Genomic DNA, 23,218 nt, shown 5'->3' with positions numbered 1-23,218 from the left:
GTTTTTATATTTAAAAATTATGTTATAATATACTATACAAATTAAATGTAATAAAAGGTGAGAGATGGAAAAATACTTAGTAGAAAGTTTAAAAACGAGCTCTATTAATTTTGGAATAGAGTCAAAAAGTGAATATCAACATAAACTTTTATCAAATAAAGAGAAAAAGATAGTTACCGATATAAGAAAAGAACTTGAAAATTGTGATGAATTTATAATTTCAGTAGCTTTTATAACAGAGGGAGGGATCTCCTTAATATTAGAGCAACTAAAGGAGTTAGAGAAAAGAGGAGTTAAAGGAAAAGTTTTAACAGGGGATTATCTAAACTTTACCCAACCAAAAGCTTTAAAAAAACTACTTTCATATAATAATATAGAAGTAAAACTTTTAAGCAATGAAAAGTTTCATGCTAAAGGATACTTTTTTAGAAAAAATGATATTTGGACACTAATTGTAGGAAGTAGTAACTTAACTCAAACAGCTTTAACTGTAAATTTTGAATGGAATTTAAAAGTGAGTTCTTTAGAAAAGGGAAAAATTGCCAATGAGATACTAGATGAGTTTAATAGAACTTTTAATACTCTACCTAAATTGACTTTAGATATGGTTAAAGAGTATGAAGAGATATACGACTTAAATAGAAAGATGGTAAAACTTCAAAAAGAAAGAGCTATAAAAAATATAGAGATTAAACCTAACTTAATGCAAATAGAAGCTTTAAAAGCTTTTAAACTCTTAAGAGAAAACAAAAATAAAGGATTACTAATAAGTGCTACGGGAACAGGAAAAACATATTTAAGTGCTTTTGATGTAAAAGCAGCAAACCCTAAAAAAGTTTTATTTTTAGCACATAGAAAAACAATACTTGAAAAATCTAAAAAAAGCTTTGAACTTATAATGAAAGATAAAAACATGTGTATATATGGTGAAGATACATTAATAGATAAAGATATAGTTTTCGCAATGGTTCAAACATTGAGTAAGGATAAACATTTAGAATTATTTTCAAAAGAAGAGTTTGAGTACATAGTTGTAGATGAAGTACATCATAGTGGAGCTAAGAGTTACCAGAAAATCTTAAACTATTTTAAACCTAAATTTTTATTAGGTATGACTGCTACTCCAGAAAGAAGTGATGATTTTGATATATACGCTTTGTTTGATCACAATATAGCTTATGAGATTAGACTTCATGATGCTTTAAAAGAGGAGTTATTATCTCCCTTTCATTATTTTGGAATCTCAGATATATCTATAGATGGTAAAGAGATTGATGAAAAAACATCAGTAAAAAACTTAGTGATAGATGAAAGAGTAAATCATATAGTTGAAAAAAGTAGATATTATAGTTATAGTGGTGATAAACTTCATGGACTTATATTTGCATCAAAAGTTGAAGAGGCTATGGCTTTAGCAGAAAAATTAAATGAAAAGGGTATAAAGAGCAAAGCTTTAAGTGGGAAAAGTAGCGATTTAGAAAGAGAGAGCACAATAGAGAGCTTAGAAAAGGGAGAGCTTGAGTATATAGTAACTGTAGATATATTCAATGAAGGTGTAGATATACCATGTGTAAATCAAGTTATTTTTTTAAGACCAACTGAGTCTTCAATAGTATATATTCAACAGCTTGGTAGAGGTCTTAGAAAAAGTGAAAATAAAGAGTATGTGGTAATATTAGATTTTATAGGAAACTATGAGAAAAACTTTTTAATACCAACAGCTATATCACAAAACAATAGCTTTGATAGAGATTTTATGAAAAGATTTCTAATAAATGGAACAAATATGATTCCAGGAGAGAGTAGTGTAACATTTGAGACTATTGTAAAAGAAAGAATTTTTGAAAATATAAATAAAACAAATTTTTCAACTAAAAAAAATATAGAGCATGATTTTAATCTTTTGGAAAAACAGTTGGGAAGAATACCTCTACTTAATGATTTTTTCCAAAGAGATATGATAGAGCCTAGTGTTATATTAAAGTTTAGAAAAGATTATGATGAGATTTTAAAGACATTGAGACCTAAACTATTTTTAGGAGAACTTTCAAAAGTTGAAAAAAATTATCTAACATTTTTATCAAGTATTTTTACTCCAAGTAAAAGAGTTCATGAGATGGTTATTTTAAAAACATTACTATTAAATAAAGATGTGTCTATAGAGGATATAGAAATTATTTTAAAAAGAGATTACTCTTTAGTAGAACAAAGAGAAAATATTGAAAATGCTATGAAGCATCTGTCTAAAGATATTTTTACAAGCTTATCTACAATAAAGGAGTTTGAACCTATAATTGAATTAGAAAAAAAATATAGTTTAAAAAAGAGCTTTAAAAGTAGCTATGAAAAAAATAGTTATTTTAAGATGTTAATAGATGATCTTATTGATTATAATTTAAATTATGTTTTAAAAAATTATAAGCAAAGTACAAAAGAGACAATATTAAAATATAAAGAGTACACAAAGCAACAAGCTTTTTGGAATTTGAACTTAGATTTTAATAATGGTTATCAAGTAAGTGGTTATACAATATTTGAAGAGCAAAAAAAAGTAATAATATTTATAACTTTAGATGATTCCTTACCATTTGTAGCATATGATAATGTATTTTATGATCAGCAACGATTCACTTGGTTTTCTAAGAGCAATAGGTGTATTAATAGAAATGGTGTTTTAACAGGAGAGGGAAAGATTGCAAACAACTGTTACACAATAGAGGTATTTTTAAAGAAAAAATCAGGAGAAAATTTCTTCTATTTAGGAGAGGTTGAAAAAGTCTTAAGTTTTAAAGAGAGTGTAGGAAAAAAAGGAGAACCTTTAGTAGAGTATGAACTAAAGTTAAAATATGAGATAGATTCAAATCTATTTAGCTATTTTAATTTATAAAATGAAATTGACAAATGAATTAAACTATACTAAAATGTGCATATATAAGAAAGTGTAATTTTTCTTAATCTATGTACTTAAAAGGAGGACACAAAAATGTCAAGTTGTAATTCATGCCCATCTCAAGGGTCATGCTCAAAGGAATCTACAAGTTGTGGAATTGTTAATAATCCTGCAAATAAAATAAAAAAAGTAATAGGTGTTATGAGTGGAAAAGGTGGAGTAGGGAAGTCTACAGTTTCAACTTTATTAGTAAAACAGTTAGCTGATCAAGGATATAAAGTAGGTATTATGGATGCTGATATAACAGGACCAAGTATACCAAGATTATTAGGATTAAGTGGAGAGAGAGCTGGAGGAAAAGGTAATGATATATATCCAGTGGTAACAAAAGATGGAATAAAAGTAATCTCTTTAAATTTCTTAGTTGAAAATGAAAACGATCCAGTATTATGGAGAGGACCAATAGTAGGAAGAGCTGTAAAACAGTTTTGGGAAGATGTTATCTGGGGAGAGCTTGATTATTTAGTAATAGATATGCCTCCAGGAACAGGAGATGTAGCTTTAACTGTTATGCAATCTATTCCATTAAATGGAATAGTGATGGTTTCAGTACCTCAAGATATGATATCTATGATTGTTGCAAAAGCTGTTAAAATGGCAAATCAAATGAATGTAGAGGTAGTTGGAGTAGTTGAAAATATGAGTTATGTAGTTTGCCCAGGTTGTGAAACTAAGATCAAGCTGTTCAATGGAGAGTCAACAGATAGCTTCTTAAAAGAGAACGGATTAGATTTATTAGGAGAACTACCTATGATATCAAGTATTTGTAATCTTTCAGTTGAGGGATATGATGCAAATAAAGAGGAGATAAACAAAATTTTTAGTCCAATTACTAAGAATGTATTAAATAAAATCTAAGTGAAAAAGAGTCTATTTAGACTCTTTTTTTTTACAAAAAAAGTACAAAATATGTTCTATGTAGAAGTTTTTGTGTTATAAATATTTAAATTTTTCATATATTTTTTTTATATTAACTGTGTTAAAATTTACACTAAGGAGGTGATTGTTTTGAATTCTACAAATGTAGGAATACTAAATTTATTATACCATGGGCGTTTTTCTCAAAATGACTTAGCTTTATACTTAGATGTAGACAGTAAAACTTTGGTTAAAAATATATCTCAATTAAATAGTAGTCTAAATGATTTAGGGTTAAATTTGATAGAAGTAAAAGATGGAAAACATCAATTAAATTTAGAAAAGGATCAATGGAGTTATATTTTAAATGCTAAAGAGTTTATGAGCTCAGAGGATATTATAGATTATTTATATATAAAATTTATTTTTAAAGGTTTTATAAATTTGGAATCAGAGAAAAATGAGTTTCAAATTTCAAGAAGTTCTATAAATAGATATTTTTTAGTAGTAAAAAATATGTTAGCAGAAAACAATAGTAGCTATAAATATGAAAATGCTAAAGGACTAAGATTAATTCACTTGTCTCTTCAAGATAAAAATCTATTTTGTAAAAAACTTATAAAACTATTTGTAAAATGTGATTTTATAATATCCCCATCAACAATTTATTACAATCTTTTTAAAGACTCTCAAGTTAATGAACTTTCAGAAAAACTTTATAAAATATTTACTTTTTCAGAAGTTTCAGCGACAAAGTTTATTGTAGCGTTTTCTTTGGCTTTAAAAATTTGTGTAGATACTTTTAATGGTTTTGAATTTGCTGATGATTATGATAAATTAGAGCAGTATGCTGAAATAAAAAAACTAGTAGAAAAAGAGTTGGAAAGTTATTCAAAAGACTATAAACAACAGATTTTCTCATTTTTATTAAATTTAAAAAATAAAGAGAACTTTTTTGAGCAGGGAATAATAGAGCGTGCGAAATTATTGATGAAAGAGTTAAAAAAACAGTTAAATATTGAAAATATTGAAAAAGGATTTAAAGAACTTTTATTGAAAAAGCTTTATATGTCTCTATTTAAATATGAAAATAACATTTTAAAGGTGTATTCTTCTAAACTTAATAATGATGATAAAAGATTGTTAAAAATACTTGATGAAACTTTATTGAAAACAGGGCTTAAGATATATTTTTATGATAAAGTTGTCATTTTGGGTATATTGAAAAAAATCATAATAGAGAAAAATAGAAAAGATATAGGTAATATTTTACTTCTTTTTAACGAGATAATACTACCTCATGATCTATATTTAAAAGAGAACTTACAAAAGCAGATACCACATATAAATATAGATATTATGCCATCTTTCCATTTGAAATTTAACTATTTAAACTGTGTTAATCACTATGATTTAATATTAAGTGATGAGATAACTCAAGACTTAAATGTTGAGAAAATATCGTCGTTTAACTATCTGAAGGTTTTAGAAAAAATAGATAAAAAAGCGATAGAAAAAGGTTTAAATAACTTGGTTTAATATTTAGGTATAAGAAAAGAGGGTGAAGTTATGAATGTAACATCAATACACTTTAAAATCATGTATTGCTTAAGAAGAAATGTTTACTCAACAAGTGAGTTGGCGCAAATTTTAAATATTTCTGAATTTAAAGCTAAAAGATACTTAAAAGATTTAGAATGCTTATTTGAAGAGGAATCTATAGAAAACATTCATAATAAGATTAACAAAGTACCTAAAATAATAGAAAAATTAAGAAAAAAACAGAGTTTCACTCCAGAAGAGAGACAGATGTATGTAATTTTAAAGTTTTTAAAAGCAGATATAATAAATTTAAGTCAAATAAGTGAAGAGATTGGTGTAACAAGAAGAACTTTAACAAATGATTTAAATGAATTAAAGGAGATTTTAGAAAAATTTAATTTAGAGATTAAAAATCTAACTAGATATGGAATTATTTTAGAGGGTAAAGAGAGCGATAAAAGAAGTTTTTTTAATTTATATCTAATAAAAATATCCATAGAGCAAAAATATTTGCCAAAGGCTTTTGATGGAATTTTTCAAAAGTTTCAGGAATTAAAAAAAGAATATAATGTCTATAATATCGTGAAAGAGATGTTTAATTTTATGAATCTTGTAGATAATAGTTTTGCTTTCTTAAATTTAGAATTAAAATCATATATTGCTATATTGAGAAAAGAGTATCAGGATCTTAGTACAGATGTAGAAATTAAAGAAACTGATAACTATAAAGAATTTATAGAATTTTTAAAAAAAACAAAGCTCTATACGAATTTTGAAATTAATTTAATAATAGAAACTTCTAAAGAGAAATATCAAGGAGATTTAAAAAGTTTATATCCGCAAAATGCTATAGAAGCAGAAATGCTAATTAAGCATATTAGTGAAAATATGAAGATTAATATAGAGATTACAAAAGATCTTTTAGCGAGAATTATGGTAATAATAATAATTAGAGATTATAAAATAGAGTTTAATATAAATGAGTTTTATATATTTAATAATGCTATAGGAAAAGCTTATTTAATTCCATATAAAAAGATATCAGAGCTTTTAAAAGAATATTTTGGTGAGATAGATAGTTTTGACTTAGCTAATTTAACTATGACTTTTTTAAGTAATATATATTTAGATACTCAAAATAAGATTGAAAAAGCTAAAGATATAGCTATAGTTTATAATTTCTTACATAGAGATATGATAGTAGATTTATGTGAGGATATTGCTCTTAAAAGAGATGAAAAAAGATATGAACTAATTTCTATTTTTGATTTTGAAGAGTATTTAATGAAAAATAATCCTAAAGTAATCATAACTTTTGAAGACATAGATTTTTCTAAATATAATATAGAGGATAGATTAATTGAATTTAATTTTCCTATAACAAAATATGATAAATTAAAGTTAAAACCATTTTTAGAAAATGTATAAGAGGCTGACCTTTATGGTCAGCCTCACTATATTTTTTGTATATATTGTAACTCATTTGATTCAGAATCTTTTAAGTTAAGATTTACCATAAGGTCTTTAATAAAAGTATCTCCTAAAACATATTTTAAAATAGAGTAGTAAGATACTAAAAAAGGTTTATAGTCATGAAGTTCAAATCCAATGGGATTTTCTCTTCTAAAGTATGGAGAAGTAGATTTTTCAATATCCATACATGGAAAATCTGAGTCGTTCATAGCTAAGTAGTTATTCTTTTTAGTTGGAACAAAAATATAAAGTGTATCCTCTTCTTGAATAATTTCTAATGGATATATAGAACACCATAAAGGTTTTGTATCAATAATCTCTTCTAAAGAGAAGTTTTGGTCAATACATATTTTGTGAATAGCACAAAGATGTCTATCAACATGAACACATGAGCAAGTACATCTATCAAAAGTTGTATTTACATGCTCTTCTGGAATAAGCATTCTGTCCTTTTTTATTGAGGAAACAATCTCACTTTCTATTAACCCTTCAGCCTTTAATATAGAAACAGCTTTGGTTAAATTGTCATACTCTTTTAAATTTTCTACTATAACTTTCCTAGATCTCTTATTAAACTCATATGGAAACTGTACACAACAGTTAGTTAAACAATTGAAACAATCAAAATTTGTTAAGTGAAGAAAACTTTCAACATCAACAATAGCTTTATACTCTTTGTTTTTTAAGAAAACAACAGTTTCAATAGTCTTTATACTTTGAAAATATTTATATGTTCTAATTTTATTCTTTTCAGAAATTATAAAATCTTTATGTAAAAAATAATTCATTAAACTCTCCTAGAATCGTGTTAAATTTTTTAAATACTATCTTAAATTATAGTATAAAAATATAAAAAAACCAAGATAAATATAAAAACATCTAGAAAAAATTTGACAAAATAAAAAGGATAAAGTATATAAAATAATTGAAACTAATAACAAGGAGGGGTATTATGAAAAAAATCATGTTAGGTTTATCATTGGCAACTTTAATATTAACGGGATGCTCTGGAACTACAACAAAAACTAGTGGAAACACAGATGTAGCTTGGAGATATATTAAAGATTTACCAGTTCCAAAAGGTTATGAGGTACAAAAAGGAGTAGCGGGACCTTTAGCTGGAAACATAGGTGACTATGTAGTTGTAGCTGGTGGAGCAAATTTCCCACACAAATCAGTTCTTGAGGGTGGACCAAAGGTAGTTTATTCAGATTTATATTTAATGAAAAAAGTAAAAAATGGCTTAGAGTTAGTTAAGCATACTCAACTACCAAAAGAGATTGGATATGGAACAGCAATATCTACAGATAAGGGAATCTACTATGTTGGAGGAACATATCAAAGTGGGATATCAAATGAAGTGTTATTTATAACTTTAAATGCTGATAAAACAGATGTTGTAGTTAAAACAATAGGAACGTTACCATTTAATTATCATAGTGGAGTAGCAGTATTGCGTGGTGATGATATATATATTGTAAGTGGAAAGCAGGACGGAAAAGATAGTAAGAATTTTTATAAATATAATTTAACAACTGGGAAAACAACAGCTTTAAAAATGTTCCCGGGAACAGAAAGAAGTCAGCCAGTTGGACAAATTTTAAATAATGGTTCAGAGGATCTTTTATATGTATTTGGTGGAGGAACAGGTGTAGCATTTACAGATGGTTATGCATATAACTTTGCTAAAGATACATGGGTAAAAGTAAAAGATGTAGAGTTAAAAAATAAAGGGATATCTCTTTTAGGTGCTAACTCTGTAAAATTAAATAGTAATGAGATGTTAGTAATTGGTGGATTTAATAAGGATGTTTGGGATGATGCAAACCTTAAGTTAGGGTCATTAAAAGGTAAAGAGCTAGAAAAATACAGACATAACTATTTTACTATGGATCCACAAGATTTTAATTGGAATAAAGAGATGTTAGTATATGATGCAACTAATAACACTTGGAAATCAATAGGTCAAGTACCATTTATGGCTCCATGTGGAGAAGGTCTTGTAAAAATTGGAGAGACAATCTACTCAATAAATGGAGAGATAAAACCAGGTGTTAGAAGTGAAAGAATTTATCAAGGAACTATAATTAAAGACTAGTAAAAAGTATACAAAAGTTAAGAAAAATATAAAAAATAATCAAATAACGAACATAAGTTGAGCAGTTAAAAGTTCGACAAAATAAGGGATTTAATATATAATTCAATTACTGAACTTTTAATGCTCATCAATTTTCTCTCAAATTGATGAAAAAATTTTCTAATTTAGATAAGCAGGTACATTCCCAGTACCTGCTTATTTATTTTTTAATATTTATTAATAAAAAACAGGAAAAAAGAACGACAGTCAGTAGTAACTATTAAGAATTTAAATGGGAGGGGGAGATACTATGATTAGTTCACTATTTAAAAGCAAAAAGGTTGTTGAAGCTGAAAAAGATCAAAAGATTATGGAGAAAGAGATAAAAAGGTTATCTTTAGAAATTGTAAAAAAAGATGGTTTTTTAAAATGTAAAAATGATTTGTTTATCTCTAAGGAAAAAGCTGGTAAAAAAGTTTATGATTGGGAAAAAATGGGAGATGAACTAAAGAAGTATCATGAGGAGAACATAGCTCTAAAAAAAGAGTTGGAAAAAATAAATAAAATACTATCTATAGGCTGTGTAGAAAATCACTACCTTATTAAAATAGAAAAGTTTTTATCTGAAATTAGATTTTCAGAATCAGTAAATAATTTAAAGCTAAATGGAGTGCTTTATGTTCAGTGCTTAAATGACTATATAATAGAAAGTTTAGTTGAAGATGAGAAGTTAAGAAGTGAGATTTTAAAAAGATATAAAAACTTTCTAAATGGGATTATGAATTGGGAATTAAAAACTAATCTATTAAAAGGTGAGAAAATTACAAAAATTTACTCAAAGTATAGAAAGGTTATAAATATATTAAACGAAAAAACAATTTGTTACATGGATGAGTTAAACCATGATATTCTTGATAGGTTAGTAGAATCTGGGTATTCTCAAGAGGAGATAAAAACTTTAAAAGATATATATGATGATTATGAGAAAAAGTATCTTGTAAAATAATAGAAAATAAAAAAATGGTAAAAGAAAATTTTACCATTTTTTTATTTTCTATTATTTTCATCTCTAATAATTCTACCATCCATAATCTCTATAACACGATCACACATATCAGAAATACGTGAGTCATGAGTTACAATAATAAAAGTTGTTTTAAATTTAAGATTTATTTCTCTAAGAAGTTTATAAATCTGTTTACTACTTTCAGAATCTAGATTTCCTGTAGGTTCATCTGCTAAAATAATATCAGAGTTATTCATAAGAGCACGGGCAATAGCCACCCTTTGCTGCTGACCTCCAGAGAGATTACTAGAGTTTCTATTTATAAAATCTTTTAGTCCAACATATTCAAGAAGTTCAAGGGCCCTCTCTTTATCCTTTTCAGTGTCATAACCATATTTTATCCAAGTGGGCATTAAAACATTTTCTAAAACAGTAAATTCAGGAAGTAGAAAGTGAAACTGAAATATAAAACCAATAGATCTATTTCTAAAGTTAGCCATTTCATTATTAGTAAAGTGTGAGATATTATCTCCTCTAAAAAGTATATCTCCAGAAGTGGGTTTATCAAGAGACCCTATTATATTTAATAGAGTACTTTTTCCACTACCACTTTGACCTATTATTGCAGTAAACTCACCTTCATAAAATGTTAAATTTATATTATTAAGAACTTTAGTAACTATTTTTTCACCATAAGATTTATCAATGTTTATAAGTTGTAAAACCTCTCTATTCACCTTTAATCACCTCTATAGGACTAAGTTTCATACATTTTTGTGCTGGGATAATACCTGAGATTATACCAGAGAGCGTTGAGATAAATATTATTAGTACAAGTTTTTCAGGTTGAACAATAATATTGAAGTTGGGCTGTGCTAAATTAACATAGAACTCTATTACACCTAAACCAAAAAACAAACCTAAAATAGAACCTACAAAACCAATTAAAGCTCCTTGAATGATAAAGAGATAACCAGTTGAGCGGTCTAAAGCTCCCATGGCTTTAAGAATACCAATCTCTTTCATCTTTTGTAAAACAGTGACTAAAAGTACACTAGCAATACTCATAGATGTAGCAAGTGTAACAACAACTTGAATAATAAAACTTGAACTACTTTGGGCTTTTAAAGCTTTTAAAATATTGTCAGCATCTCTGGTCCAAGGGACAACTTCAAGATCAGGATACTGCTTTTGGATAATCTCTCCTAGATTAGAAGCATCAAAAACATCATCTATTTGAATATTTATATTTGTAACATTTCCTTTTTTATTAAAAATCCTTTGAGCTTTATTAAAGTCCATTATAACAAGAGAGGTATTTGAACCTACATTTTCCAAATCAAAGATTCCAGAGATTCGAACGGTTTCTAACTTTCCATTGGGAAGAGTAAGTTGCATAACATCTCCAGCTTGAAGTTCATAATTTTTAGCTAAACGAGTTCCAATTAAAATATTATCAGAGTCAACTACTGGTGAACCAGATGTAACCCTTCCTATTATATTATAAAGTCTATCTCCAGAGTTTAAATCCATTCCCTTTATCATAAGTGAGGTAGTTTTTCCATCTCTAGTGTAAAGAGCATTTCCCTCAATAGTTGGAACAATAACTTTAATCTTTTCAAAAGTACTAAGGTAGTCAATAATCCCTTGAAACTCTTCAATCTTATTTTTAGTCGTTGGAAAGTTCCCATAAACAATGGGGCTATCCTCTATAAGGAGAAGTTTATCTCTCATATTTCCATCATCAATATAGATATGTGGAGAGTCTCCAAGAATTCTTTGTATAAGACTAGCCTGTAAAGAGGTTATAAGAGAAGCTATAAAAATCTGTATGGCAACTCCAAGGGCAATAGCGGAGATTATAAAAAGAGATTGCCCTTTATTGTGAGTCATAAAATTGATACTAACTCTAAATTCATATCTCACTTTTCATCACTCCTTAAGTTTATATTTATTTAAGATTCAAAAATTGGAGTTACTCGAATATTTTCAGTTATATTCTTAGGTGATAAAACAATATCATCATTTTCTAACCCACTTATAACAATAAATCCATCAATTACAGGAACTCCTTGAACTTCAACTAGTTTAGATCTGCCATTTTTTAATAGATATACATAGGTTTTATTTTTTTTCTGTATAGTGTATACCCCTTGTAAAAGAACGGCATCTTTAAAGCTTTCCCCTTGAATTATTGTATTAACAGTACTATTAAAAAGAAATTCAGGTAGAGTTTTATCAATATCCCCTCTAACCTCAAGAGTGCCATTTGTTTCATCTACATTGATGCCTATATAATAGATATTTCCAGAGGAAAATTTAGTTGTATCAGCATAGGGATATATTTTAATAGGTGAACCAAGGGTAACTTTATTTATATATTTTTCATCTAAGTTTATACTAACAACTTTTTCATCATTAGATGAAATTTGAAACATATTTGTATATGGAGCAACAGTTTGACCAACTTCAACATTTCTAACAGTTATAAAACCATCATAAGGAGCAGATATATAGTATTTTGAAAGGTTATTTTCTAAAGATTTTAAGTTACTTTCAGCTGAATTTCTGTTTTCTAGTGCACTTTTATAAGAAGCACCCTCCTTTTTAAAGGTATTAAAATTAATTTGAGCATCTTTTAGGTTTTTTTCAGAGTTAATAAACTCCTGTTTTTTTGAATCAAACTCCAATCGACTTATATATTTCTTTTGATAAAGTTTTTCATGGTCTAAAAACTCACCTTTACTAATATCATAGTTAATTTGAGCTGACTTTAATTGAGCCTTTGCATTTTCTAAAGATACACTACTAACTACTTCTAAATCATATTTAGATTTTTCATAAAGTGCTTTGGCTTTAGCTATATCAGCTTCAATTTCTTGAGTATTAAGTTTAGCTATAATACTTCCTTTTGTCACTGGTTGTCCTTCACGGATATATATATTTTCAATAACTCCATTGATACCAGAGGTAAGAGTAGAAAAGTTTTTACCTTGAATAGTTCCAGTAACAAGGATTTTTTCAGTATAATCTTGTTTTTTTGCTTTTACAGCATCTATTTTAGTGCTTCTAAAGTAAAAGTATAGAAATACCAGTATTAAAATAGTTGAAACTGTGAGATACATAATCCATTTCTTTTTCACTTTATTCCTCCAATCTGTAGTTATTATTTAGTAAATACGGTGAACAATAACTCTTTCATTTTTTCCCAGAGGAAATATTAAAGTCAAATAACTATTTTGTTATAAAAACAGGAAAAAAGAACATGAAGTAGTAAATGAGAGTAAAAGAAAAGCCAAGTAAATAAAGTATTAGTTCTAGAATAAAAAAACATGAGGTGAGAGCAGTGGAAAAGGAAAAAGTAATGGAAAAATTTAAAAAAGTTGATGTGAAGTATGTAGGTATAGGTGTTCTTATTGCTATTTTATTATATTTTATAGTTGATTATATAGTTGCTAAGAGAGAGGATAAGATATATTACGGTGTTTTAGAGATGGATAAGATAAACGTTTCTTCTGAAATTCCTGGAAAGATAGAGGTTTTGTATGTTGATGATGGATATGTAGTAAAAAAGGGACAGGAACTTGTGGCAATAGATGATAAAGAAAACAGATTAAAGGTAGAGAATAGTGAGATAAACCTAAAGTCTTCAGAAAATCAATTACAAAAAACTTTAGATGGAACAAGAGAGGAACAGATAGCTGCTCAAAGAGAGGTTGTTAAGCAGTTAGAAACTCAAGTGGATCAAGGAAGAAAAAACTTAGTTACTTTAACAAGTAGTTTTAAATTTGCAGTTTCAAATTTAGAAAATAAAAAGAAGATATATAGTGACACAAAAGACCTTTTTAATAAAAAATTTGAAAGTCAGTATAACCTAGATGTAGCTAGATTAAACTATGAAAATGCTCAAAACCAATTTATTACAGCTCAAAATAGTTTAGAAAATGGAAAAGAGGCTCTATTGGGATATGAAGCACAGAAAAAGGCAGCAGATGAAAATTTAAGATATATGGTAAATGGTTTTTCTAAAAGAGATGTTGAATCAGATAAACTTAAAATCCAATCATCTGAAAAGGGATTGGAGTTAGCTAAGGTGTATGCAGATAAAAATAAACTTGTATCACCAATTGATGGATTAGTTGAAAGTGTAAATTTAAAAATTGGAGAGGTTGCTAATCCAGGAATTGCAGTTGTGACAATGTTAGATATGAATAATCTTTGGACAAAGATATATGTTCCTGAAAAAATTCTACCTTTAATAAAGTTAAATCAAAAAGTTACAGTTAAAAGTGATTTTATAGATAAAGACTATGAGGGAGAGATAGTTTACATAGCTTCTGATTCAGAGTTTACACCAATGAATATAGTTACTAAAAAAGATAGAATGAAATTAGTTTATGAGATAAAAGTAAAAGTTTTAAATAATGATGGAAGATTAAAAAGTGGAATGCTTGTGGGGGTGGACTTAGGACTATGAACAACGAAGAGGTAAATAAAGATGAATACTCTATAGAGATAAAGGGGTTAACTAAGAAGTTTGATAAATATGTAGCTGTTGATAACCTTTCATTTTCAATACCTAAGGGGGTTATATTTGGTTTTTTAGGACCAAATGGTAGTGGAAAATCAACAACTATTAGAATGATATGTGGTGTTTTAACTCCAACTTCTGGAGAGGGAAAGGTACTGGGATATGATTTGAAAAGTAATCCAGAAAAGATAAAATCTAAAATTGGTTATATGTCTCAAAAATTTAGTCTTTATGAGGATTTAACAATAGAGGAGAATCTCACTTTTTATGGAGAGATATACTCTATTCCAAAGGAGCGTTTAAAAAATAGAATTGAAGAGATTATAGTTATGTTAAATCTAGGTGAGAAAAGAGCGGTTTTATCAAAAAATCTTTCTGGTGGTTGGAAGCAAAGATTAGCTCTAGGGTGTGCAATAATTCATAAACCTGAACTTCTTATACTAGATGAACCAACAGCTGGAGTTGACCCTGTTGCTAGAAGAGAGTTTTGGACAACTATAAAGGACTTAATAAAAGATGGAGATATAACTGTTTTAGCAACAACTCACTATATGGATGAGGCTTCTGTTTGTGATATAATCGGTTTTATTTTTGAAGGAAAATTAGTTACAATTGATACACCAGCAAATCTATATAAGAAATATAATACAGATAATCTTGAAGATGTATTTATAATATATGTAAAGGAGCTTTCACATAAAGAGGTTATATCATCCTTTGATCAACTAAAAAAAGGTAGTGAGGAAAAGAAGGAGAAACTATGATTAATATAAATAGGACTTTAACTATTGCAAAAAAAGAGATAATTCATATAAAAAGAGACAGAGCTAGTCTTGTAATAGCCTTAATACTTCCCATTTTTCTACTGTTACTATTTGGATTTGCAGTTAGCTCAGATGTGGATAATTTAAAACTATCAGTTTATGATGGAAGTAAAAGTATTGAAAGTAGAGAGCTTATAAATAGTTTAAATAATTCAACCTATTTAAAAGTTTATGAGTATGTTGATACTCCAGATGCAGTTGAAAAAAGTTTAGACTATGGAAGAACAAAAATAGGTGTTATTATCCCAGACTATTTTACAACTAGGTTACGAAGAGGAGAGCCTACAGATGTGCAGTTTTTAATAGATGGTTCAGATCCATATATTGCTAAAACTGCTGCGTCTTATTCAGCTCTTATTGTAAATCATCACTCTCAAGAGTTACAAAAGAATGTGATAAAGCCATTTAATCTATTACTATATAATCCAACTTTAGAGAGTAGTAAGTTTAATATTCCAGGAATAATAGGATTGATTTTACAAAATATAACAATAATGCTCACAGCCTTTTCCATTGTTAGAGAGAAGGAAAAGGGAACTATGGAGCAACTTATTATGACTCCAATAACTCCTTTAGAGCTCGTAATAGGAAAGATAATTCCATATGTTTTTATAGCTTTTTTAGAACTAGATATGACTTTAATTCTTGGTAAAATAATATTTGGTGTTGATATAAAGGGAAGTTTAACGCTACTGATAACTTTAGGAACAATATTTTTAACCTCATCTTTAGCAATAGGTATTTTTATCTCAACAATATCAAATACTCAACTTGAAGCTATGCATCTATCACTAGCTTATCTTCTACCAAGTGTAATACTATCAGGATTTGTATTTCCAAGGGAGGCTATGCCAAAAATAATATATTTTGTAAGTTGCTTTATTCCATTAACATATTTTAATGAGATATTAAGAGGGATAATTTTAAAAGGTGTTGGATTTAAAGAGCTACTTCAACCAATAGCAGCTCTTATGGGTTTGATTATTGTAATAATTATAGTCTCAATAAAGAAGTTTAAAAAGACACTAGATTAATAGCAGGAGGAAGAGCAAAATGAAGTTAAAAATATTAATGATGTTTACAGTTACACTCTCTTTATTTGCTAAAGTTATAACAATAGATAAAGCTATAGATTTAGCTATAAAACAGGGAGAGGAGGTAAATATCTCTACTAAAAATCTAAATATCTCTGAAAAGGAGTTAAACTCTGCATTTAAAACAGCACTGCCAAATCTTTTTTATGTAGGTGGTTATTTAAAAACAGATGGTGCATTTTTAGAGAATACACCTATACAAACAGCTAAAAGTGGATATGTTAATTTCATAGGTATATCTCAACCTATATTTCAAGGGGGAGCTATAACAGCAAAGATAAAAAAAGCTAAAGTAGATGAGAGAAGAGCAGCCTTAGCTCTTTTACAAAACATAAGAGATACAAGATTAGAAGTGATATCTATATATACAGGGATACTTTCAGCTAAAAATAGTTTAGAGGCTTATAGTATTTCAAAAGAGCAGCTAGATGAAGCTTTGAAATATGAAAAAGAGAAGGAGAAGATTGGGAAAACAACAAAAGCTGATCTTTTAAAAGCTGAATATCAACTTTTAGATATGGAAACATCTATTTTAGAGGTTCATAACCAGATAGAGATTGGGCTTTTAACATTAAAACAAAAGTTGAATATTTCGACCTCTGAAAGTATAGATGTGGAAAACTTCTATATAGATGGAAATATATTGAAAAATATAGATTATGATAGTGATTTAAATCAAGCTTTAACATCTGGAATAGCAGCAAACTTTGCTAAGTTAAATATAAGTGAAGCTGATATTGAAAAGATGCTAGCAAAATCTGAGATGCTACCTCATGTAAAAGGGTTTGTAGGAAAAGAGTATGTAACTGAGGACCACAGAACTGAGAACTCTTGGGGTGGTGGAGTAATTGTAAACTGGAACATATTTCAATTTGGTAAGGATTATGACAACTATGAAGCTGCTCATATAGGCGTAGAAAAATCAAAATCTCAAGAGAGATTGGTTCAAAATGATATTAGAATAAATGTGAGATCAGCTTATTTAGATATGGTGAAATTAACTAAATTAGAAAGAGTTTACTTTAAAGCTTTAGAAGAAGCTGAGGAAAACTACAATAGAGATAAAATCAAGTTTCAAAAAGGGATGATATCTATTTTAGATTTTCTTATCTCTCAAGAGGTTTTAACAACAACTCGAGTAAAATATGACAATATAAGACTAACACTATATAACTCTTTAGAGAGATATAGATCGCTATTAATATAAAAAAATAATTAAATTCTGTAATTTAGTTGATTTTTTTATAAAAATATTGTATATTATTAATATATCTCGACTATCTGAGTTTAAGGAGATAGAGCTAACTTGTTACAGGGTTGGTACCCACGTAGGGGCTTTGAATATACTACGTTTATGTTGAGGAATAACAACTGAAAAGTATTCCACTGTAAAAATAACAAAAATATAATACAACTTTTAAAGCCTGTTTTTTAACAGGCTTTTTGTATATAAGGAGACTAAATGCCTGAGCAATTTCTTAACACCACAAAAAAAGTTAGTAAAAATAAGATAAATTTAAAATTATTTTACTCATTTTATAGAGATTATATATGTCCTTATAGATATATTTATACTTTAGAAACTGGTGAAGTTTTAGAAATAAAATTTGAAAAAAATAATTTTCCACATTTGCTAGGTCTACATAAGTTTAAAAAAGTAGCATCTATAGATAAAGCAGAAGAGATTCTAATTGGAATTTTTGAAGAAACAATTACTGCTCAACTACTAAAAGAAACGGATAATACTGTTTTTAATGTAACTGCAGATAGACTAACTTATTTTCCAACCTTACAAACAATTTTAGATACATCTAAAACTCTGATAAAATTTGATCCCACTAAGTGTATTCCTACCAAAGTAGATGCAGATTTTTTTATTTATTCTGAAGAGATTAAAGTTATTGTTTTTTTAGCAATAAGAGAAATAAATTCTAAAGATAATAAGATTATTTGTTGTCCTGTATCATTTATGGTAGATAGAACAGATAAATTTCAAAAGAGTAAACAAAAGCATATAAAAATAAAAACATTAAAAAAAGAAGATCAAATTCCTTAATAAGGAGATTGACCTTCTTTTTTATTAAAATATTATTATTCACCTGTTGTTTTACAATAAACATCAAGTTTGTTGTATGGAATCTCAATTCCCTCTTGATCAAATCTCTTTTTAACAAGCTCTTGTAGATCAAAGAAAACATCCCAATAGTGCTCTTTCTTAGCCCAAACTCTCATTGTGAAGTCTAAAGAGCTTGAGTTGTGCTTACTAAGTCTAACAAAGATATCTTTATCTTGAAGAATTAGAGCATGATTTTTAGCTATATCTGTTAATAGTTCTTTAACTTGATCAATAGATGTGTCATAAGAAACAGAAAAAACACAATCTACTCTTCTTTCAGCATTAGCTCCAGCGTTAACAATAACCTCTCCAGAAAGTTTACCATTAGGAACAACAACAAATTTGTTGTCTACAGTGTGTAAAACAGTATAAAGGAAAGTGATTCTTTGAACAGTTCCTTCAACGCTACAAGTAATTATATAATCACCTTTAGTGAAATATCTAGAAGCAAGAATCTGCATACCACCAGCAAGATCAGATAAACTTCCCTTTAAGGCAAGTCCAATACCGATACCAATAGATCCAAGAAGCGCTAATATAGATGTCATTTCAATACCAAGTATTTGAATAACATTTAAAGCATAAAAGATAATTATTAAAATATTTAAAAATGACTGTAAAAAGTGTATTAAAAGCTCATCAAGTTTTTTAAGTGATAAAAACTTATTAAAAGCTTTCATAATAAACCCTTGAACAGGTCTATAAGTTACCCAAAGGATAGCTAAAAAGATTAGTTTTTTAATGAAAATAGGTGCTGATTTTGCAAGAGCAGCAGTAAATTCATTAATAAAAGTTGATAATGTTTGTTCCATTAATAAAAGTCCTCCTAAAATATAAATTACAGAGTAAATTATAGAGGATTTATTACTATAAGTCAAAGAAAATTTGGAAATATAATAAAAAGTGTTCTTTAATCCATCAAATAAAAAACGTTTATTGTACTATATTAAAAATAAAACGACAAAAACAAGACGTTTCAAAAGGAAAAAAATAAAAAAATGGTAATTAATACTTTAAGAGAAAAAATATATAAAAAAGGAGAAAAAGATATGGATGAAAAAGATGAAATATTTTTAGCTCAACAAGGAGATGAAGAATCAATTGAAAGGATATTAAAGAGTTTTGAACAAAGAGTTTATAAAAGCACTCAACCATTTTTTTTAAAAGGTGGAGATAGAAATGATTTAGTTCAAGAGGGATTTATAGGTCTTATAAAAGCTATTAAAAATTATGATGAAAATAAGGAAGCTAGCTTTAGTACTTTTGCAACACTATGTATAAAAAGACAGATGATAACAGCTATACGACGTCAAAATTTAGAGAAACATAAAGTTATTCATACAGCAATACAAAATAAGGAGAATCCAACTGATGAATTTGAAATTTGTAAAAGCATCCCTTCCTTTGAATACTCATCTCCAGAAGATATTCTATTGGGAAAGGAGTTAGCAAGATTACTACAAGAGCATTTAAATAAAAATTTAACCAAATTAGAAAAGCGAATTTTTTATTATTTTTGTCAGCAGTATAATTATTTAGAGATATCTAAAATATTAAATGAATCACCAAAGCGAGTTGATAATACAATTCAAAGAATAAAAAGAAAAGTAAAGTCATATTTAAAAAGTTATTTAGAAAATATAGATTAAAGAGATTAAGATGCTAATCTCTTTAATCTTATTATTTCAAATTATTAGTGATTCTAGTTCTTTTTTTAAAACAGCTTCGTACTCATCAATTATATCCTTAGTATAGGATTTTATACAATCATTTCGAAATTTATTTATAATTTCTTCATGAGACTCTCTAGTTTCTAAATAAAGATCTTTAAAATATCTAATTTTGGAGTTAAAGACTCTTTTATCTCGTTCGATTTTTTCAGAAGTTTGAAATCTCCACTCTTTTTTTAGTGCTAAAATAAGAGTGGAGTTAAGATTTTTAGAATAACCTAATTTATACTCTGTTTTGCATTTTTCAAAAATAGTTTTAAAATCTTCTAAAGTTATATGAGGTGATATTTTTAAAACGTTATTTTTAGTAACTTCATCAAGATGAATATTCAGGAAGTCCAAAAGTAGAGGGTCAATATTATTATTCTCTTTTTTATTAATATCTTTATTTTTAAAAGATAAATTATTATTAATATTAATTATATTGTCAGTAGGATTTTTCTTATACGAAGAATTCGGTAACGGATTTTCAGTAAAAGGTGACAACGTATTTTGATTAGATATAGAATCAGTATTTTTTATATCTCGAGAGACAACTTCTTTATAAAGATGTTCTTTAGAGTCAGAGATATAATAAAATACTGACTGTTCATTTTTTTTAGCAAAAGTAATGTAACGACATCTATGCATATACCCATGAATAATAAGTTCGTTAAATATCTTTTTTAACTTATCTCGCCCAATCTCTAGTTCTTTACAGATATTTTCCTGATTTATGACCCAGTTATTAGGTTTAGAAAGTAAAAATGTGCCAATTCCTCTAGCTAATATAGAGATGGAATTATCATGTAAAAACTCATTTGAAATTTGAGTGAAATTGTCAGAGAGATTTCTTTTTAATATAAAATCACTCATAATTTTCCACTCCTTAGTTTTCTTTTATAAAAATCAGCGAGTAAAATAGAAAACTCTTTTGTACAAAAGATTTCATGTCTATTATCGTTATTATAAGATTGAACTGTTATTTTTCCACGTTCAATAGCAGAATCAATAAAATATGCTTTTATTTTAGTTGTTTTACAAAGAGGTTTTCTAAAATCAAACTCCCCATGATATTTTTTTAAAAAATTGAAAAAATAGTTTTCAAGATCTTTATCACTCATATTTAAAAAAAGATGTAAATCTTTAGAAAGTGTCTTTTGAAAAATTTCCTCTCTATTTATCATAAATTATAACCCCCTCATTATGATAAAATTTTCAATAGTTTTTTTTGAAAAAAGAAGTTTATTTTTAGATCCATCAGCTATTAAAAACCCAGCTTTTTTATAACGCCAAATAGTTTTAATTGATTTGTTAAAAAAATTAGCAACCTCCAATGTAGAATTAACTTTGTTTAAAAGATGTATTTTTTCAATTAAATACATAAAACTACCTCCCTAATTTAATTTGATTACGTATAAAATAAACTATTTTAAAACATTTTGTCAAGTAGTAAAAAAAGATTGATTCTCAAACGGACAAAACTTCTTTCAAGTTCTCAGACGGACAAAATCTATTTTAAATTTTTTTTATTGTGGTATGATTAAAGTATCTCGAGAGAACGTGAAAAAAATAAAAGATTTGAAGGAGGTAGTTAATGAGTATGACAGTAGCAGGAGCAAAGATAGCATTAGAAGGAGTTATAGCAAAAACAGAGAAAAGTATTGAAAGAGAAGTAAGTTATTTAAAGGAACTGGCAGATGATAAGGCAACACTTTCTCATATTGAGCAGTTACAAAATGATGGAGAGCCATTGCCAGCAGGAAATCCATATGGATCATATTCAGAGTGGAGAGATCAAATTGAGAAAGAGATAAAGACAGGACAAAATTCCTTAGACAGAATAGAGATTGAAAAAGCGGAATTAATGGCATTTAACTACTTTATGGAAAATGCACCAGAGGCGTAGGCCTATGATGAAAACTTTAAAAATAATATATACTGTTATGACGTTGATTGGAGTGTTAGTAACAGGAAATAATACCCTTGTTTTAAGAAATATAGGTGTGAAAGTTGAAAAGATGGCTATCCCCCAAGTCACTTCTCACTCACAGATAAATATCAACTAATATACAAAAACCCTAGAGAAATCTAGGGTTTTTATATATGGAAATTTTTGAAAAAAAATAAAAAAATTTCTAGTTGAAAAAATAAAAAAAATTAGTTATAATAAAATTCCATTAAGAAAACTAAATACGGCAAACTGTGGGAAACTGCAGGACGCAAAGCTATAGGGCTTGTAAAATGGCAGCCAGTTGCACTCATTTCTTTTTTTATTTAAGGGATAGGTGCAATTTTTTTTTGAAAAAATAAAATTATTAAAAAAATTATGAATTAAAAAAGGAAAAAATATTTCTTAGTGGAATAAAACTATCAAGAAAATAAAATTTTTAACAAAAGAGTCCAAAATATTAAAACATTTTGGACTCTTTTGTTAAAAAGAACACTTTTTTGACTTTAATAAATAGAATAACAAATTTTTAATAAAATTTCAATATTTTAATTCATTTTATTAGGAAAAAAATTAGAAGAAGTTAATTCATCAAAATAATAGTTTTCAATTATTTTAAGAACTCCATCTTCTGTGTATGTCTCTCGTTTTCCATGGAGAAAATCATCTTTATAATTTTCAACAGTTTTTAACTGACCATTTTCATAAAACTCTTTTTTTTCTCCGTCTAAAACACCATTTTTAAAGTTTTCTTCAATGTGTAATCTACCATTATTATTATACTCTTTAATTACTCCATTTGGAATACCATTTTTAAATTCTCCATAAAATTTTTTAGTTCCATCTTCATAAAAATTTTTACAGATACCATTATTCTTTCCATTTTCATAATTCCACTCTGTTATAATTTTATTTGTTTTTTCATCTCTTTTTATAAGAGTTCCTGTAAAAGGTTTTGTTGAATCTTTTTCATAAAAAAGACCATCAGTTTGATTATAAACTAAATCAGAAGATTCAATAGTCTTATTACAACTTATAACTAAAAGAAAACCAAATAAAATCATAAGTAAATTTCTAAAAAACATAA

The 23,218-nt window shown here is 27.3% G+C and carries 23 protein-coding genes and 1 riboswitch; of the genes, 14 read left to right on the top strand and 9 right to left on the bottom strand.

Annotated features, from left to right (window positions below):
• Positions 1 to 64: 64 nt before the first annotated feature.
• The 4 genes from H5J23_RS07645 to H5J23_RS07630 all read left to right on the top strand — a co-directional run bounded on the left by H5J23_RS07645 (position 65) and on the right by H5J23_RS07630 (position 6,778).
• Positions 65 to 2,887, top strand: a complete 2,823-nt coding sequence (locus tag H5J23_RS07645) for a DEAD/DEAH box helicase (RefSeq protein WP_185891661.1) — start codon at positions 65 to 67, stop codon at positions 2,885 to 2,887.
• A gap of 96 nt (positions 2,888 to 2,983) precedes the next feature.
• On the top strand, positions 2,984 to 3,808 hold the full coding sequence (locus H5J23_RS07640) for an Mrp/NBP35 family ATP-binding protein (protein ID WP_023050635.1): 825 nt from the start codon (positions 2,984 to 2,986) through the stop codon (positions 3,806 to 3,808).
• A 150-nt stretch (positions 3,809 to 3,958) separates the two neighbouring features.
• Complete coding sequence (locus tag H5J23_RS07635; protein WP_185891660.1) at positions 3,959 to 5,347, top strand: hypothetical protein; 1,389 nt, start codon at positions 3,959 to 3,961, stop codon at positions 5,345 to 5,347.
• Between the two features lie 30 nt (positions 5,348 to 5,377).
• Positions 5,378 to 6,778, top strand: a complete 1,401-nt coding sequence (locus H5J23_RS07630) for an HTH domain-containing protein (protein WP_185891658.1) — start codon at positions 5,378 to 5,380, stop codon at positions 6,776 to 6,778.
• Positions 6,779 to 6,804: 26 nt separating this feature from the next.
• Here H5J23_RS07630 and H5J23_RS07625 read toward each other — a convergent pair whose 3' ends face one another.
• Positions 6,805 to 7,611, bottom strand: coding sequence for a hypothetical protein (locus H5J23_RS07625; RefSeq protein ID WP_185891656.1), 807 nt, complete (start codon positions 7,609 to 7,611; stop codon positions 6,805 to 6,807).
• A 164-nt stretch (positions 7,612 to 7,775) separates the two neighbouring features.
• On the opposite strand from H5J23_RS07625, the gene H5J23_RS07620 reads away from it, so the two are divergent.
• Both H5J23_RS07620 and H5J23_RS07615 read left to right on the top strand, forming a co-directional pair.
• Positions 7,776 to 8,921: a cyclically-permuted mutarotase family protein gene (locus tag H5J23_RS07620; RefSeq protein WP_185891655.1), complete on the top strand. Its 1,146-nt coding sequence runs from the start codon at positions 7,776 to 7,778 to the stop codon at positions 8,919 to 8,921.
• Between the two features lie 289 nt (positions 8,922 to 9,210).
• A complete protein-coding gene (locus H5J23_RS07615; protein ID WP_185891653.1) occupies positions 9,211 to 9,906 on the top strand; it encodes a hypothetical protein in 696 nt (231 codons plus the stop codon).
• A gap of 41 nt (positions 9,907 to 9,947) precedes the next feature.
• Here the strand turns inward: H5J23_RS07615 and H5J23_RS07610 are convergent, their stop codons facing one another.
• From H5J23_RS07610 to H5J23_RS07600, 3 genes are read right to left on the bottom strand one after another with little or no spacing between them, the layout of a single operon-like run.
• Positions 9,948 to 10,643 (bottom strand): ABC transporter ATP-binding protein, encoded by a 696-nt coding sequence (locus H5J23_RS07610; RefSeq protein ID WP_185891651.1) that lies wholly within the window; start codon positions 10,641 to 10,643, stop codon positions 9,948 to 9,950.
• A complete protein-coding gene (locus H5J23_RS07605; protein WP_185891649.1) occupies positions 10,636 to 11,832 on the bottom strand; it encodes an FtsX-like permease family protein in 1,197 nt (398 codons plus the stop codon). Before H5J23_RS07605 ends, H5J23_RS07610 begins: the two co-directional genes overlap by 8 nt.
• Positions 11,833 to 11,861: 29 nt before the next feature.
• Positions 11,862 to 13,049: an efflux RND transporter periplasmic adaptor subunit gene (locus H5J23_RS07600; protein WP_185891647.1), complete on the bottom strand. Its 1,188-nt coding sequence runs from the start codon at positions 13,047 to 13,049 to the stop codon at positions 11,862 to 11,864.
• Between the two features lie 203 nt (positions 13,050 to 13,252).
• Between H5J23_RS07600 and H5J23_RS07595 the strand changes: the two genes are divergently transcribed.
• The 5 genes from H5J23_RS07595 to H5J23_RS07575 all read left to right on the top strand — a co-directional run bounded on the left by H5J23_RS07595 (position 13,253) and on the right by H5J23_RS07575 (position 18,411).
• Positions 13,253 to 14,383 carry an HlyD family efflux transporter periplasmic adaptor subunit gene (locus H5J23_RS07595; RefSeq protein ID WP_185891645.1) on the top strand — a complete coding sequence of 377 codons (1,131 nt, stop codon included), beginning with the start codon at positions 13,253 to 13,255 and terminating at the stop codon, positions 14,381 to 14,383.
• Positions 14,380 to 15,201 carry an ABC transporter ATP-binding protein gene (locus tag H5J23_RS07590; protein ID WP_185891643.1) on the top strand — a complete coding sequence of 274 codons (822 nt, stop codon included), beginning with the start codon at positions 14,380 to 14,382 and terminating at the stop codon, positions 15,199 to 15,201. The genes H5J23_RS07595 and H5J23_RS07590 overlap by 4 nt, the downstream gene beginning before the upstream one ends.
• Positions 15,198 to 16,295, top strand: coding sequence for an ABC transporter permease (locus tag H5J23_RS07585; protein ID WP_185891642.1), 1,098 nt, complete (start codon positions 15,198 to 15,200; stop codon positions 16,293 to 16,295). Before H5J23_RS07590 ends, H5J23_RS07585 begins: the two co-directional genes overlap by 4 nt.
• A gap of 19 nt (positions 16,296 to 16,314) precedes the next feature.
• Positions 16,315 to 17,562, top strand: a complete 1,248-nt coding sequence (locus tag H5J23_RS07580) for a TolC family protein (protein WP_185891640.1) — start codon at positions 16,315 to 16,317, stop codon at positions 17,560 to 17,562.
• Between the two features lie 255 nt (positions 17,563 to 17,817).
• Positions 17,818 to 18,411 carry a PBECR4 domain-containing protein gene (locus tag H5J23_RS07575; protein WP_185891638.1) on the top strand — a complete coding sequence of 198 codons (594 nt, stop codon included), beginning with the start codon at positions 17,818 to 17,820 and terminating at the stop codon, positions 18,409 to 18,411.
• Positions 18,412 to 18,446: 35 nt separating this feature from the next.
• Here H5J23_RS07575 and H5J23_RS07570 read toward each other — a convergent pair whose 3' ends face one another.
• On the bottom strand, positions 18,447 to 19,283 hold the full coding sequence (locus H5J23_RS07570) for a mechanosensitive ion channel family protein (RefSeq protein ID WP_185891636.1): 837 nt from the start codon (positions 19,281 to 19,283) through the stop codon (positions 18,447 to 18,449).
• Positions 19,284 to 19,520: 237 nt separating this feature from the next.
• On the opposite strand from H5J23_RS07570, the gene H5J23_RS07565 reads away from it, so the two are divergent.
• Positions 19,521 to 20,120 carry a sigma-70 family RNA polymerase sigma factor gene (locus H5J23_RS07565; RefSeq protein ID WP_185891634.1) on the top strand — a complete coding sequence of 200 codons (600 nt, stop codon included), beginning with the start codon at positions 19,521 to 19,523 and terminating at the stop codon, positions 20,118 to 20,120.
• A 36-nt stretch (positions 20,121 to 20,156) separates the two neighbouring features.
• Here H5J23_RS07565 and H5J23_RS07560 read toward each other — a convergent pair whose 3' ends face one another.
• The 3 genes from H5J23_RS07560 to H5J23_RS07550 are packed head-to-tail and all read right to left on the bottom strand — an operon-like array spanning position 20,157 to position 21,565.
• Complete coding sequence (locus tag H5J23_RS07560) at positions 20,157 to 21,056, bottom strand: hypothetical protein (protein ID WP_185891632.1); 900 nt, start codon at positions 21,054 to 21,056, stop codon at positions 20,157 to 20,159.
• Positions 21,053 to 21,367, bottom strand: coding sequence for a hypothetical protein (locus H5J23_RS07555; RefSeq protein WP_185891631.1), 315 nt, complete (start codon positions 21,365 to 21,367; stop codon positions 21,053 to 21,055). The genes H5J23_RS07560 and H5J23_RS07555 overlap by 4 nt, the downstream gene beginning before the upstream one ends.
• 3 nt (positions 21,368 to 21,370) lie before the next feature.
• Positions 21,371 to 21,565 carry a hypothetical protein gene (locus tag H5J23_RS07550; protein ID WP_185891629.1) on the bottom strand — a complete coding sequence of 65 codons (195 nt, stop codon included), beginning with the start codon at positions 21,563 to 21,565 and terminating at the stop codon, positions 21,371 to 21,373.
• Positions 21,566 to 21,777: 212 nt separating this feature from the next.
• On the opposite strand from H5J23_RS07550, the gene H5J23_RS07545 reads away from it, so the two are divergent.
• A complete protein-coding gene (locus H5J23_RS07545; RefSeq protein ID WP_185891627.1) occupies positions 21,778 to 22,089 on the top strand; it encodes a hypothetical protein in 312 nt (103 codons plus the stop codon).
• A gap of 4 nt (positions 22,090 to 22,093) precedes the next feature.
• Positions 22,094 to 22,249 (top strand): hypothetical protein, encoded by a 156-nt coding sequence (locus H5J23_RS07540; RefSeq protein WP_185891625.1) that lies wholly within the window; start codon positions 22,094 to 22,096, stop codon positions 22,247 to 22,249.
• A gap of 118 nt (positions 22,250 to 22,367) precedes the next feature.
• Positions 22,368 to 22,443: riboswitch (cyclic di-GMP riboswitch) on the top strand.
• A 236-nt stretch (positions 22,444 to 22,679) separates the two neighbouring features.
• Here the strand turns inward: H5J23_RS07540 and H5J23_RS07535 are convergent.
• Positions 22,680 to 23,216: a toxin-antitoxin system YwqK family antitoxin gene (locus H5J23_RS07535; RefSeq protein ID WP_185891624.1), complete on the bottom strand. Its 537-nt coding sequence runs from the start codon at positions 23,214 to 23,216 to the stop codon at positions 22,680 to 22,682.
• Positions 23,217 to 23,218: the final 2 nt, after the last annotated feature.

Source organism: Cetobacterium sp. 2G large (assembly GCF_014250655.1).
Classification (GTDB): Bacteria; Fusobacteriota; Fusobacteriia; order Fusobacteriales; family Fusobacteriaceae; genus Cetobacterium_A; species Cetobacterium_A somerae.
The sequence above is the reverse complement of the archived record's forward strand: the minus strand, read 5'-3'. Positions and strand labels throughout refer to the sequence as shown.

Excerpts from the sequence above, each read along its gene's own strand:
- H5J23_RS07645 (WP_185891661.1), top strand. The coding sequence starts at position 65 with ATGGAAAAATACTTAGTAGAAAGTTTAAAAACGAGCTCTATTAATTTT.
- H5J23_RS07640 (WP_023050635.1), top strand. The coding sequence starts at position 2,984 with ATGTCAAGTTGTAATTCATGCCCATCTCAAGGGTCATGCTCAAAGGAA.
- H5J23_RS07630 (WP_185891658.1), top strand. The coding sequence starts at position 5,378 with ATGAATGTAACATCAATACACTTTAAAATCATGTATTGCTTAAGAAGA.
- H5J23_RS07625 (WP_185891656.1), bottom strand. The coding sequence starts at position 7,611 with ATGAATTATTTTTTACATAAAGATTTTATAATTTCTGAAAAGAATAAA.
- H5J23_RS07620 (WP_185891655.1), top strand. The coding sequence starts at position 7,776 with ATGAAAAAAATCATGTTAGGTTTATCATTGGCAACTTTAATATTAACG.
- H5J23_RS07615 (WP_185891653.1), top strand. The coding sequence starts at position 9,211 with ATGATTAGTTCACTATTTAAAAGCAAAAAGGTTGTTGAAGCTGAAAAA.
- H5J23_RS07590 (WP_185891643.1), top strand. The coding sequence starts at position 14,380 with ATGAACAACGAAGAGGTAAATAAAGATGAATACTCTATAGAGATAAAG.
- H5J23_RS07585 (WP_185891642.1), top strand. The coding sequence starts at position 15,198 with ATGATTAATATAAATAGGACTTTAACTATTGCAAAAAAAGAGATAATT.
- H5J23_RS07580 (WP_185891640.1), top strand. The coding sequence starts at position 16,315 with ATGAAGTTAAAAATATTAATGATGTTTACAGTTACACTCTCTTTATTT.
- H5J23_RS07575 (WP_185891638.1), top strand. The coding sequence starts at position 17,818 with ATGCCTGAGCAATTTCTTAACACCACAAAAAAAGTTAGTAAAAATAAG.
- H5J23_RS07570 (WP_185891636.1), bottom strand. The coding sequence starts at position 19,283 with ATGGAACAAACATTATCAACTTTTATTAATGAATTTACTGCTGCTCTT.
- H5J23_RS07565 (WP_185891634.1), top strand. The coding sequence starts at position 19,521 with ATGGATGAAAAAGATGAAATATTTTTAGCTCAACAAGGAGATGAAGAA.
- H5J23_RS07560 (WP_185891632.1), bottom strand. The coding sequence starts at position 21,056 with ATGAGTGATTTTATATTAAAAAGAAATCTCTCTGACAATTTCACTCAA.
- H5J23_RS07555 (WP_185891631.1), bottom strand. The coding sequence starts at position 21,367 with ATGATAAATAGAGAGGAAATTTTTCAAAAGACACTTTCTAAAGATTTA.
- H5J23_RS07550 (WP_185891629.1), bottom strand. The coding sequence starts at position 21,565 with ATGTATTTAATTGAAAAAATACATCTTTTAAACAAAGTTAATTCTACA.
- H5J23_RS07545 (WP_185891627.1), top strand. The coding sequence starts at position 21,778 with ATGAGTATGACAGTAGCAGGAGCAAAGATAGCATTAGAAGGAGTTATA.
- H5J23_RS07540 (WP_185891625.1), top strand. The coding sequence starts at position 22,094 with ATGATGAAAACTTTAAAAATAATATATACTGTTATGACGTTGATTGGA.
- H5J23_RS07535 (WP_185891624.1), bottom strand. The coding sequence starts at position 23,216 with ATGTTTTTTAGAAATTTACTTATGATTTTATTTGGTTTTCTTTTAGTT.